Source organism: Phycisphaerae bacterium, assembly GCA_017999985.1.
Lineage (GTDB): Bacteria > Planctomycetota > Phycisphaerae > UBA1845 > Fen-1342 > JAGNKU01.
In genome coordinates, this window is sequence record JAGNKU010000002.1 from 338271 (window position 1) to 350772 (window position 12502).

The window sequence follows — 12502 nt, forward strand, 5'->3', positions numbered from 1 at the left end:
CGTCACGCGCCGGAACGTCCCCCGCCGCTGCAGAATCGCCCGCATGCTGCGCATCATCCGTGGACATAGCGATATCCAAACACTCGGAGTTCACGCGGGCAGCAAATGTGTATTCTGCCCGTCTCGGTCGGTCGCCGCGGCCACGCCACATACTCTATAATGCCCGCACCCCGCCGGAGGCAAGCGCTTCGGCGGGCAGATCGTTCCGACCGAGGATCGGGCATGCTGCGTCCTGGCAACCTGGCACACGTCGCCCGCGCTGCCGCGTTTCTCGCTATCACGTCCGCCAGCAACGCCGCTCCGCCTGAGCCACCCGCGCGGTTTGTCGCCACTCCGGTGCTCACGTTCCAGTACGACGGCCCGCCCGCACTCCACATGCCCACCGCCGTCGCCATCGGGCCCGGCGGCGACGTGTACGTCACCGACGGGGCCCTGGACCGCATCGTGGTCTTCGCGCCCGACGGTTCGCTCCGTGAAGAATTCCAGACCGTCGGCGAAGAAACCCTCGCGCAGCCCATCAGCCTCAAGTTCGACCGCCAAGGCATCCTCTGGATCGCCGACACCGGCCACGGTCGCGTCCTCGCCCGTAACCCGGACGGCAGCCTCGCCCGCGTGATCCGCTGCCCGCCCGCGCCCGACGCCAGACACTCCCCGGACATCACCGATGTGGCCGTCAACGCCGACGGCACCCGTATCTGGCTGGCCGACAACGACAATCACCGCTTGCTCCGCTATGACGTCGCCGGCGCGACCTTCAGTTCGACCGGCGAGCGCGGCCAATCGCTCGGCCAGCTCTACTACCCATTCATGCTCGCGCTGGGTCCCACCGGCGATGTCTTCGTCAGCGAGCCCGTCACCGGCCGCGTTCAGATCTTCGACGCCGCCGGCCGCGTCGTGCGCAGCCTTGGCACGTACGGCGCGGACCTCGGCCAGTTCTACCGCCCCAAGGGCATCGCGATCGATGCCGACGGCAACGCCTGGGTCGTCGACGGCACGCTCGGCGTCGTGCAGGTTTTCCGGCCCACCGGCAGCCTGCTCGGCGTTCTGTGTGAGCCAGGCGGCCAGCCCTTGAAGCTCGTCTCCCCGGCCGGCATTGCGTTTGACGCCGACGGCAACCTGTACGTTGCCGAAGTCTCGGCGCACCGCGTCCACAAATTCGCCCTCAAAGTGGATCCCGACGTCGCGCCACCCATGCTGCCGCGCCGTACGACCGTTACCCCGCTGCAGCCGCAGGCGTGCGCTGTCTGTCATCTTGAGTGGCTCGAACCTCTGGCGCGCGGTGTGACAACCGCGATCATGGCCCCGCCGACAACCACGCCCGAACATCCGGTCGCCAGCCGGCCGGAAATGTGCCTCTCCTGCCACGATGGCGCGGTCGTGGATTCGCGCCGCCGGATCTGGCTTGAGCACGGTCACAGCACGGACATCCTGCCGCCACCGACGATGCAGGTACCAGACTTCCTCCCGCTCGTGAACGGCCGGATCGAGTGCCGCACGTGCCATTCCGCCCACGCCGCCGGCCAACCCATGGGCGATATCGCGACGGCGGTGTTCCTGCGCGTCGCCAACCGCGCCAGCGAGCTGTGCATGAGCTGTCACGCCGACAAGACGGGCGGCCGCGCGGCCGGCACGCATCCCACCGGCGGTATGCCCTGGGCCATCCCCGAGGCGCTGGTGCAAGCCGGCGCCCAGGTCGGCCCCGACGCGCGCGAGCTGACGTGCCAGGTCTGCCACACGCCGCACGGCGCCCGCCATGACCACTTGCTCGTCATGGGCACCGAATCCAGCCAGCTCTGTGTCACCTGTCACGATCAGATGCGGCCTGGCATGTTCCGCGACGGCGGACCGGCGGAGCACCCGCTCAGCCCAGTCGTGAACGCCGAGCAGGCCGCGGCCATCCGCGAACTCGGCACGCAGCTCGGCCCCGGCGAGCACCTCATCTGCCTGTCATGCCACAAGCTGCACCACGGCAAAGGCGAGCGCTTCCTCCTCGCCGACGACCTGACGGACGGTCAGATGTGCCTGCGCTGCCACTCCGACAAGCAGAGCGTCGTCGCGACGCACCATGACCTGCGCACCAACTTCCCCGAGGAGCGCAACCGTCTGGGCATGACCGCGCACACCGGCGGCCCGTGCAGCTCCTGCCATCTCTTCCACCGCTACGCACGCGCGCCGGAGGCCAGCGAACTCGACCCCGGTGGCGGCAAGTGCATCACCTGCCACCAGCCCGAGCGCCCCGCACAGACCAAGATCCTCGGCTCCGCCAATCACAGCCCGATCGGCTGCACCAAGTGCCACGATCCGCATACCGGCCAGTTCGGCCAATTCATGCACGACGCACCTTACGTCGTCTGCACGCAGTGCCACACAGATCAGGCCGGGCTCGGCGGCGGCCCGCACGATGTCACGCGCGCATCGCCATCCTGGCCCGTTGCCTCCACGGCCATCGGCGATCGGTGCCTGGCTTGCCACCGCCCCCACGGCGACGACCAGACCGGTCGCTTCCGCGCCGGCCTCGCCGCCGACGCACCCGTCGGCGAAGCCTCCTGCCTCGCGTGTCACCGAGCGGTTGGCCCGGACGCGCAGGCCCCGCTCGCCCTGCTGCATCCGCGCGACGTGACCGCGCAGTCAACGGCCACCGAAGTGCCGCTGTCGACCGGCGGCGAACGCAACGAACGCGGGGAACTCGCCTGCCGCAGTTGTCACGACCCGCATCGCGGTCGCGGCGCTTCCGAAAAGCTCGTTCGCGTTGCGGCCGGCGACAGCCCGCAAAAAGCCTGCACCAACTGTCATGCCGAAATGACCAACCTGCACGCGATCGGCCATGCCGCCGGGGTGCTGCGGGCGGCCGGTTTTGAGCCGGGCACCTGCGGCCCATGCCACGTTCCGCACGGCCGCCGCGATGACATCGAGCCGCGCTTTCTGTGGCCGAAGAAGCTCGAGTTCGTCATGGACGCTGCTGATCCACTGCGGGTGGCGAACCAGCATTGCGTAGCCTGCCATCACACGGGTGGCCCGGTCGCGCCCCCGGCCATCGCCACGCACCCACCCGCCGAGATGTTCAACGCCACCGCCCCCGACGCCTCCGGCTACCTGCCGCTGTTCAACGAGCGCGGCGAAGTCGACCCGCAAGGCAAGATCGCCTGCCGCACCTGTCACCTCACGCATGGCCGGCAGACGGCTGCCCCCTTGCCACCGGCGCTCGGCGAAATCGCCAGCCGGGAGCTGCGCGCCCGCCAGTGGCATATCCGCTCATTCACCGCCAACGCCGTCTGCACGACCTGCCACGGCACCGATGCGCTGCGCCGTTTCATGTACTTTCACGACGCGGCCCGGCGCGGCGGACCCATCGCCGGTGGCCGCTGAGTGCGCATCCGGCGGCGCGCGGGATACAATCCGGCATTCGTGCGTGGCTGTCCGCCCGCCGCCGAAGGAGACGAGCACCAATGGTCAAGTGCATATGGCCCCCGGCTGCCACCTGCTGCTGTCTACTGCTGATCGCGCTTGGCGGGTGCGAGCGCGGCACGCCGAGCACGCCCGCGACGCCCGCGACCGCGGCGAGCACGCAGCCGACCGCCGACGAGCTCGCCCGCGTCCGCCAGTTCGTCCAGGAAACCGCGCCCCGGCGAACCGATGCGTTGCCAGCGGGCCATCCGCCGATCAACAACGCGCCGCAGCCCGCACAGGCGCCGCCGTCGCGCAACGCCGGCCCCACGCTGAAGTACACGGCGCCGGCAAGCTGGGAGCAACAGCCCGTGACGGGCTCCCTGCGCGTGGACGACTATCGGCTCCCGCGGGTCGAGGACGATTCCGAGGATGGCGACCTCGCGGTATTCGGCACCAATATCGGCGGCGGCGTGGAGGCGAACGTGGAACGCTGGCGGTTGCAGTTTGCCGCTGCCGACGGCCAGCCGATTCCCAACGAGGCCTTTCATCGTGAACTGCTGGAGGTGAATGGGCTCAAGATCACGTTCGTGGAAGTGGCCGGCCATTTCAGCGGCACGATGATGATGCCTGGCACCCCCAACCCCCCCGCGAAGAAGGACTACCGGCTGCTGGGCGCAATCGTCGAAACGCCCGCCGGCCCGTGGTATTTCAAAGCCACCGGCCCGGCCGCAACCATGGCACACCACCGCGAAGCCTTCCTCGATTTCCTGCGCTCCATGAAGCTCGAGTAGCCCGCCCTACTCCTTGACCCGCAACTCACCGTCCTTCGTCAGCCCCAGGAACTCCGCGATAAACACCTGCGGCGAATCCAGCCCATTGCGCGTGGACGTCCACATCAGGTACTTGCCGTCCGGCGAGAACACCGGCAAGCCATCGAACCCCGCATCCGACGTCACGCGGCGCATGTCGGTCCCATCGTCGCGGATGATATAAACATCGAAATTCGGCCCGCGCCGAAAATCCGCGTGCGTGAACACGATCCACTTGCCCGACGGGTGCCAGTACGGGCACCAGTGGAATGAATCCGCCGGCGTGATCGCCTTCTCCGCCGTCCCGGCGATGTTGTTCACGAAGATCTGCAGGTTCCCTTTTCCCTCGCGGTCCGAGCGATACACGACGCGCTGTCCATCCGGACTGAAGAACGGTCCGCCGTCGCGCCCATCGTGATGCGTGATCCGTCGCGGGTTGCCCCCGTCCGCGTCGCAGATGTAGATCGCCGGCGCGCCCTCACGGAGTGAGCAGAACACGATCTGCTTGCCGTCCGGCGAATACGCGCATTCGGCGTCGTAGCCGTCGCTGTTCGTGAGGCGCTTCAGTGCCCCGGTCGCGAACGTGTACTCGTAGATCTCCATGCCGGGGTAGTACTTCCAGGCATAGTCGCCGCCGCGCCCGCCGCCGTGCTTCGGCCCGCCCTCGCCGCCCGGATGGCCCTGCGTACGCGCTTCGCCGTGCCCCGGATGGCCGTCCTCGGCCGGTGGCTTTGCGCCGGCACTTTCACCACGCGGCCGCTTGGCTTCCAGCTCTCCCGGTTTCTCCGGCGGGCGCGGGTCGTCGTGATTCGCCCCGAAGATCACTTTGTCCCCGCTGGGATGGAAGAACGAGCACGTGGTAGCGCCGGTGCCGGTGCTGATCATCTTCAGCCCCGTTCCATCCGCGTTCATCACGTAGATTTGGTAGTCCTCTTTGCCGACTGGAAACGCCTGAAAACAGACACGCGCGGCGTCAGGCGAGAAATACGCCTCGCCCGACCGCGCCAGGCCCATCTCCACCGACGTCAATTGGCGCACGTTGCGCAGCCAGCGCGACTCGTCATGCGCCGGCTGAGACGCCGGCACCTGCGCCCGCGCCGCGCCGACCACCGCAGGCGCCAGAACCATCACCACCACACCCGTGACCACGGACAGTGCCTTCATGTTCGGTAGCTCTCCATTTCGAACCCGCTTTCGACGGATTGTAGGCCGCCCGAAGCGCCAGGCCCGGCGCCGCACGCGATTTCCCACGTGCGCGGCCGCGACCGACCCATGATGACCGCCGCCGAGCACCTTGCCAACCCCGGCCGGGCCGTGGTTCGCAACCGCGCTGCCCAGCCGCTATGATGCCTACTAGACCGTCCGCCTGGAGTCCCGCGCATGCGTTTCATGTTTTCCCACGAAGGCCCCGGCCACATCTGGCTGGCACCGATGACGCTCGGCGTGCTCCTGATCGCGCTGGGCGTGCTGCTCTGGGCCATGCCCCGGTTGCTGGAGTTCGTTGTCGCCGGGATCTTCGTCCTCGCGGGTTGCGGCCTTATCGGCGCAGGCTGGCGGATGCGGCGGCAGGTCAGCTACCGGCGCATGGACAGCCCCTGGCAGATTCACGAGCCCCCCGACGACCAGTTCCACGCCTGACGGTACGCCGCCACCCCGCCCGTCAAGACCGGGGGCGGGACCATGAAGGCGCCGCTACAGCGACGTGTTCGCCTCTTGCGCAACGTTGATCAACGCGCGCAGCACGGATGCGAACAGGCTCTGTGACGTCGTGATGATGCCGTTCTCAATGGTGGCCTGAAGCGTCGGATCGCAGCCGGCAAGAAACAGCAACAAGCCAGCCACGGCGGTTACCAGCCACCCATTGCGGTTCGTCCGGGGTTTGCCCAACATGCTTGCTCCTCGTGGCGTCCGTACTGCCGCCCAGTGCATCGTACAAGGTTCCCAGCCGTCCGACCACCTCGGCCGCACGCCCGGCCAGCGCTTACAGACTGTTACCCGCGTGGCAGTCAGCGGTTGCAGCCGCCGTCAGGAGCCGAACTCGCCCCCGGGCGGGCTCGTTCCCGCCTTGCGCCCCAGCTCGTCCGCACCCCGCGGATGGCAGCGGGCATGGATTTCCTGCAATCTCCGGGTTTGCACGTGCGTGTAGATTTCGGTCGTGCTGATGCTGGCGTGGCCGAGCAATTCCTGCACGACGCGCAAATCCGCCCCGCCCTCCAGCAAATGCGTCGCGAAGCTGTGCCGCAGCGTGTGCGGGCTGACCTTGCCGACGATCCCCTGCCGCTTGGCCTCCCGGCGGACGAGGAGCCACACTGCCGTCCGCTCCATGGCGCCGCCGGTGCGCGAGAGAAACAGCGGCAACGCGGCCGTCGCCGACTTTGACAGCGGTGTCTTCCAGCGCCCGCGTTCCTGGCCAGCAGCGATCAACTTCGGGCGCAGGTCGGCGAGGTAACGCTCCAGCGCCTCGCGCGCCTTGCTGCCGATCGGCGCGACGCGCTCCTTGCGTCCCTTGCCCATGCACCGCAGGTACGCCCCGTCGAGATTGACGTCGCCCTCGCGCAGTCCGCAGAGCTCGCTCACGCGCAGGCCTGATGCGTAGAACAACTCCAGGATCGCCCGGTCGCGCAAGCCCAGCGGGCTTTCCGGGTCCGGCGACGTCACCAAGTCCACCGTGCGATCCAGGCTCAACGTCTCCGGCAGACGCTGCCAGCGCTTCGGCAGCTCGATCAGCGACGTGCGGTCCTCCGCGACCTGGTGCGTCAGGTGCAGCCACCGCAGCCACATGCGCAACGCGACCACCCGCCGGGCGAGCGTCGTCTCCTTGTGCCCCAGCTCGCTCTGCTCGACGAGGTATTCCTGAACTAGCTCCGGGGTCAGTCTCGCCCAGTCGTCGATTTGCCGGCGGTGCAGGAATTCGCCGAAGCGCAGCAGGTCGCGGCGGTAGGCTTCGACGGTGTTCGCGGACAGGCCGAGTTCGACGTTCTGGTAGACGCGGAAGCCGTCGAGCGCGTGGGCGAAGGCCGCCGAGCAGATCGGCGTCTCTCCCCGGCGGCGGTGATTGGCTGGATGGGAACCGGCGTCCACGACTGGCCTCGCTTCCATGCGAGCGGGTATTCGCGTTCCACGCGCCGCGCAGTGTATCCGGCCCGGCGGGGGCGAGCAAAGCTCCAACCCGGGAGGGCGAAGCCCAGATTGGGGAGGGCGAAGCTCCTGCTGAGCCGGGGGAGAGCCAAGCTCCTGCTTTGCTGCCCGTGACACCGGCGTCTCGCCGACGCATTCTCCGCATAAGACCGGGCTTCTGGTGCTGCCCGCCCAAGGGTGCCAAGCGGTTTTTTTCGCGCGTCCTATTTCGCACACTTCGTTATTGGGACGTTGAAGCGGTCAGCGTTCAGCACTCGGCGATCAGCCAGACGCGCGTCCGCAGCTCCGAGTTTAGAATAACCGCCGAGGACGCAGAGGTCGTGAAGGAGTACTAGGATTGCTAGATTCTGGCGGCCTGGGCGTGGGAAAGTGGACACGTGGGGAAAAGGGAAAGCGGGCGGCGGAGCACGGTCCGAGCCGCGAACGGCAGTGAGCGAACGTTCGGCACGCCGTCGCGTACGCGAATGCCGTCGCAACATGGTTCTGGCCCACGGCTTGCGGCTTGTGCCTCACGGCTCAGTGGCCACGGATTGACACAGACAGCCACGGATCAGAAGCGGATGTTGAGGAGAACGCGGGCGGGTAAAGTAGAGCGTATGGCGGAGAGCGAGTACAAGCACTGCCTGCGCTGCGGGTACATCCTGGATCACCTGCCCGCGCCGCGCTGCCCGGAATGCGGCCTGGAATTCGATCCGAATCAACCGGAAACGTACAGGTGTCCACAGCCCCGCCAGTCCGCGCGGCCATATTTCATCGTGGCGTGCACCGGCGGTTTGATGCTGTTGGCTGCGTATTTCGTCACGCGCATATCGGAATACAGCTGGGCGTGGGTTCCAGACTGGGTCGCCTGGACCCTCTACTTGGTGCCGGTTGTCGGTTGGGTCCTGTTGTGGTGGATATTCCTCCGCGGCGTATATCTCCTCTTTCAACGTCAGCGATTCCGCAGGTTCGGCCTGTTCATAGTAGCGCTGGTGATCAGCGCCATCGGCGGTCCTGGAACGTGCTTGCTCACCGCGTTGGGCGGGCCGTGAGGCCCGTGGCAAAGCCGCGAAGGGGGCGAGAAATGGCGGGACGATAGGAGACAGAAGAGCGACGCAGCGACGGAGGGCACACAAGTCGAGCCCGAAGCGCGCGAGGGCCCCACGCCGGCGTCCCATCAGAGCCCCGAGCGCGAGCGAGCGGGCGCCGCGCAGCGCGATTCGAGCAGCGAGCGAACCGTGGGCGCTACGCCGGCGCAGTTCGGCCCGGCGCCCCGTTGGGGCTTATGGGAATCATGCGGGCGAACGGGCTGCGGTCCCCAGGGTTGCACCCTGGGCTACAGCCGCGCGCCCCTGCGGGGCGATACACGCGGGTCCGGTGGAGCGTGACTGGGGCTAACCGCGCGGGTCTACCACGCGCCCCAGGAACAGAATTGTCCCGGTCTGCGTGTCGCGGATGACGAACAGAAACGGGCGATCGATCTTCAGTTCCAGGACGCCACGGGGCTCCTCCGATTTCGCCTCGGGCAACGCTGTCGCCGCCGCTGCCTCCGTGCCCTCCTCATCCACCCGCACGAACGCCTCATGCAACGCCGCGCCGATCCAGAGGTTCTGCGGGCTCATGCCGGTGAAGTCCGCGCAGGCGGGATCGAACGCCGCCGGCATGCCCAGCGTGCTGAGCGCGTCATTCAGACGGAATTTTGCGCGGACGGTCCACTTGGGCACGCTCAGCCGGAGCGCTTTCTGCTTCAACTGGTCAACCAGACTCTGGATCGCGTTGGGCGTGAGGCGCTGCTCAAAGGAGGTGAACTGGCCCGCGTCGGGCACGAGCAGCAACATGGCCAGCGACGACCGGGCGTAAAGCAGCTCGACGGCCTGCACAGCGTCCCCGGCCGCGTGGCGGAATGTCGCGGTTTGCGACATGGTGGGCACGGAGACTTCACTGCCGTCCAGCGGCTTGAAGGGCTGGGCGCGCGTCGCGCCTTTCGCAAACGGCAAGTTCCATTTCGCCTTGAAGTAGATGGCGTTAGCCAGCGTCAGCGACGCCGCGCGCACATCGGCGGGCGACACGAGGTTCTGAATGCGCTTTTCCGTCCGCTGGCTGATCCAGTCGTTGATGGCCTGGGCCGCGGCGTCTGCCTGGCGGAAGTCCAGCAGCCGCACGCCGGCCCCATAGTCGCGGGCCAACGATTCGAGAAACGGAGCCTCGAACGAGTCACCTTCCTGGGCAAAGAGCTGGTTGACGATGTCCAGTCGCGGAGGCTTCGGTCTCGGGTCGCCGGGCTCCACGCCAGGGGGAGTCGCCAGCAAGCGCTGCACGAGCGTGTTCATCGCCGCGTGCGGGTCTTCGGCCGGCAAATGCAGCGTGCGCTGCATCTGAGTCGCCGTTTCGCCGCGCGCCCCGGCGTACGTCATCGCCAGCGCGACCGAGATGCTCAGCGGCGAGACGGCCAGGTTGCCCGGCTGGCCGCGTACCTGGGCGTAAAGCTCCAGCCCGAATGCGGTGTTGCCCTGCGCAAGCTCCTGGAGAGCGGGCCTGCCGACCTCCGGCGCCGCCCGCGGTACATCGGCCTTGACCAGCTTGCCCGGAGGCTCGGCCGTCACAGCCGCGGAGCAGCCGCAAAAGGCAACCGTCAGCCCGAAGAACGTCACAACGGGACTTCTACGCGTGCTCATGGCTCATCTCCCGACCCAAGCCCCTGTCTCCCGTGAGAATCACCGCGTCGGAGCGATCGACGTCTCTCGTTTGGTCTTGCGCGGCTTTATGGCGGATCTTTGTGAAGCCATTCTACTGCACCCCGGGAGTAGGTACACGTCGCAGGATTCCTTCTGTCTGCGCGCATCCGTGCCCTGCCGTGCGCGGCGTCGCCGCGCTGCGCGGAGTTGTTCGCTGCCGCTGTGCACTCACAGGTGCTTTGGGTCGCCGGGGGACGATTCCGCGCCTATGCTATGCTGCTATGTCAGTTTTGGCGGCGATATCCATCTTCCGACTCATCGTGTTCGGCCTGCCCGTGCTCGCCGTCATCTGGTGGTTCTGGGCGGATCGGCGGCTGCGGCGGCTGCCCCGCGGTGGACGCTGGCGCATCGCTCTGGCGGCCTTTGTCGGCGGCAACCTCGTGGTGTATGCCTGGGTGATCCTCTCGCGGTTCACCGGGCACGGGGCCGCCATACCCGGCTTGCTGCTCGAAATCTGCTACCTCTGGCACCTGCTGATCCTGCCGCTCACGATCATCGTGCTGACCGGCGGCACCGCGCTCGGCGCCGCCGTGCGCGGCGGCGCGTGGCTGCGGCGGTCGCTGCGCGCGCGGCGTATGCCGAACGTCGGGGCCGAAATCGCTGACGATCCCGCCGATCGGCCGGCCGCCGAGGACAGGCCACCCCGCCCCACGCGGCGACAGATTCTGGTTGCCGGCCTGACCGCCCTGCCAGTGCTGGCAACCGGAGCCGCGCAGGCGAAGGCCATGTCGCAGCTCAGCACGTTCCGAATCCGCCGACTGGATGTTGGGTTGCCGACGCTGCCGGCGGCGCTGGACGGGCTGACGATCGCACATTTGAGCGACCTGCACGTGGGCCGGTTCACGAACGGGCCGATTCTCGATGACGTCGTAACGCGCACGAATGCCCTGGGCGCCGACCTGGTGCTGTTCACCGGCGATCTGATCGATCATGCCCTCGCCGACCTGCCCGCCGGTCTGGACGTGCTGCGCCGCATTGCGCCCGCCGAGCGGCTGTTCATGTGCGAGGGCAACCACGATTTGTTCGAGGGGCGCACCGAGTTTGAGGGACGCGTTCGCCGGGCGGGCGTGCCGCTGCTGGTGAACGAGGCCGCCATGCTGGAGATTCGCGGGGAGCGCGTACAGGTGCTCGGGCTGCGCTGGAGCGGATACGGAGGCTCCATCGACGACGACGTGGATCATCTGTTCGCGCTGCGGCAGCCGGATGCCTTCACCATTCTGCTCGCCCATCACCCGCACGCGTTCGACCGGGCGGCGGCGGCCGGCATCCCGCTGACACTCGCCGGCCACACGCACGGCGGACAGCTCATGCTGACCAGCGACATCGGCGCGGGGCCGGTCCTATTCAAGTACTGGTCCGGGCTGTATCGCCAGGGGGCGGCGGCACTCGTCGTGTCGAACGGCGTGGGGAACTGGTTCCCGCTGCGCGTCAATGCGCCGGCGGAAATACTGCACCTGAGGCTGCGCAGCCGTAAGCCGTGAGCCAGGCAGCACGAGCCATCAGCCGTCAGCCTTCAGCTACCGGAAATCCTGACATTGGCGAAACGGCGGTGGCACGAAGTCCGGCTTCGTAGCTGCGTGGCTTCGTCGCTCTCCACCTTCGTGTCTTTGCGCCTTGGTGGTGCTCTTGACCGCGGGGTCCGTGGTCAGAATTTCGAGCCGGTAAAGTTGGGGGCGAGGTCTTCGTTGGTCGTCTGCGCGTTGCGGAATTCGACCTGCAGATCGCGATTCAGCACGTTGATGCCGCCGCGGTGCGGGCCGATGACCTGGCTGCCTTCCCACACGATCAGGTCGCGTACGTACGTGCCGCGCAGGATGACGATCCGCTGGGCGTCCTCCGCCGGGTTGCCGGTCAGTTCCAGCTTCAGCTTGCACAGCATGCGGCCGTCGAGAAACCCGAAGTGCTCGCGGAAATACCAGTACGCCTTCGCATCCAGCACGATTCCGTTCGGCTGGTTCGCCGCCGCCGGGCGATACGTGTAGCGGTATGCACCGCCGTGACGCGGCCAGCCGGTCAACGCGGACGGGCACACGAAGACGCCCGGCTCCGCGCCGAGATACTTTGGCATCAGCACGTTTGGCAGCGACATGGGCCAATTCGTGCGGTCGAACGGATCGAGATCGGCGTCGCTCCATTGGCCGCTGCCGAAGCCGGGGACGTTATACGGGCTGCGCGGCGGGCGACCGGTGCCGTTCGTCATGGGCGATTCGACGTACGGCACGCGGCCGTTCCACTCGGACCAGTATTCATAGATCGCCGTGCCGAGCTGGTAGAGGTGTGAGGCGCAGACGGTCGTCTTCGCCGCCGCCCGCGCCCGCCCGAGCGCGGGCAGGAGGATCGATATCAGGATCGCCAGGATGGCGACCACCACGAGCAGTTCGATCAGCGTAAACGCACGCTTGCACATCGTTCGGCCTCCGGCCGGAGTGGCCGGCGTTCTGCCCCCACCCTGCC

At 67.6% G+C, this 12502-nt stretch carries 10 protein-coding genes; 5 read left to right on the top strand and 5 right to left on the bottom strand.

All coding sequences use genetic code 11. From position 1 onward, the window contains the following. The first annotated feature begins 222 nt into the window (after positions 1-222). The gene (locus KA383_04875; GenBank protein MBP7745444.1) at positions 223-3366 is read left to right on the top strand and encodes a hypothetical protein; all 3144 of its coding nucleotides are present in this window, start codon (positions 223-225) and stop codon (positions 3364-3366) included. An 80-nt stretch (positions 3367-3446) separates the two neighbouring features. Continuing rightward, positions 3447-4178, top strand: coding sequence for a hypothetical protein (locus KA383_04880; protein MBP7745445.1), 732 nt, complete (start codon positions 3447-3449; stop codon positions 4176-4178). 6 nt (positions 4179-4184) lie between these two features. Here the strand turns inward: KA383_04880 and KA383_04885 are convergent, their stop codons facing one another. Then, positions 4185-5360 carry a PD40 domain-containing protein gene (locus tag KA383_04885; protein MBP7745446.1) on the bottom strand — a complete coding sequence of 392 codons (1176 nt, stop codon included), beginning with the start codon at positions 5358-5360 and terminating at the stop codon, positions 4185-4187. Between the two features lie 216 nt (positions 5361-5576). On the opposite strand from KA383_04885, the gene KA383_04890 reads away from it, so the two are divergent. Further along, complete coding sequence (locus KA383_04890) at positions 5577-5834, top strand: hypothetical protein (protein MBP7745447.1); 258 nt, start codon at positions 5577-5579, stop codon at positions 5832-5834. 54 nt (positions 5835-5888) lie between these two features. Here KA383_04890 and KA383_04895 read toward each other — a convergent pair whose 3' ends face one another. Together KA383_04895 and KA383_04900 are read right to left on the bottom strand one after the other, a co-directional pair. Further along, positions 5889-6086, bottom strand: coding sequence for a hypothetical protein (locus tag KA383_04895; GenBank protein MBP7745448.1), 198 nt, complete (start codon positions 6084-6086; stop codon positions 5889-5891). A gap of 135 nt (positions 6087-6221) precedes the next feature. Beyond that, a complete protein-coding gene (locus KA383_04900) occupies positions 6222-7295 on the bottom strand; it encodes a site-specific tyrosine recombinase XerD (protein ID MBP7745449.1) in 1074 nt (357 codons plus the stop codon). Between the two features lie 635 nt (positions 7296-7930). Between KA383_04900 and KA383_04905 the strand changes: the two genes are divergently transcribed. Further along, positions 7931-8365 (top strand): hypothetical protein, encoded by a 435-nt coding sequence (locus KA383_04905; GenBank protein ID MBP7745450.1) that lies wholly within the window; start codon positions 7931-7933, stop codon positions 8363-8365. A 342-nt stretch (positions 8366-8707) separates the two neighbouring features. Here KA383_04905 and KA383_04910 read toward each other — a convergent pair whose 3' ends face one another. Then, the gene (locus KA383_04910; protein MBP7745451.1) at positions 8708-9988 is read right to left on the bottom strand and encodes a serpin family protein; all 1281 of its coding nucleotides are present in this window, start codon (positions 9986-9988) and stop codon (positions 8708-8710) included. Positions 9989-10269: 281 nt separating this feature from the next. Here KA383_04910 and KA383_04915 point away from each other — a divergent pair, with 281 nt between their 5' ends. Continuing rightward, entirely contained in the window at positions 10270-11529 is a 1260-nt protein-coding gene (locus KA383_04915) for a metallophosphoesterase (GenBank protein ID MBP7745452.1), read from the top strand. Positions 11530-11693: 164 nt separating this feature from the next. Here the strand turns inward: KA383_04915 and KA383_04920 are convergent, their stop codons facing one another. Beyond that, the gene (locus KA383_04920) at positions 11694-12455 is read right to left on the bottom strand and encodes a prepilin-type N-terminal cleavage/methylation domain-containing protein (protein ID MBP7745453.1); all 762 of its coding nucleotides are present in this window, start codon (positions 12453-12455) and stop codon (positions 11694-11696) included. Between the last annotated feature and the right edge of the window lie 47 nt (positions 12456-12502).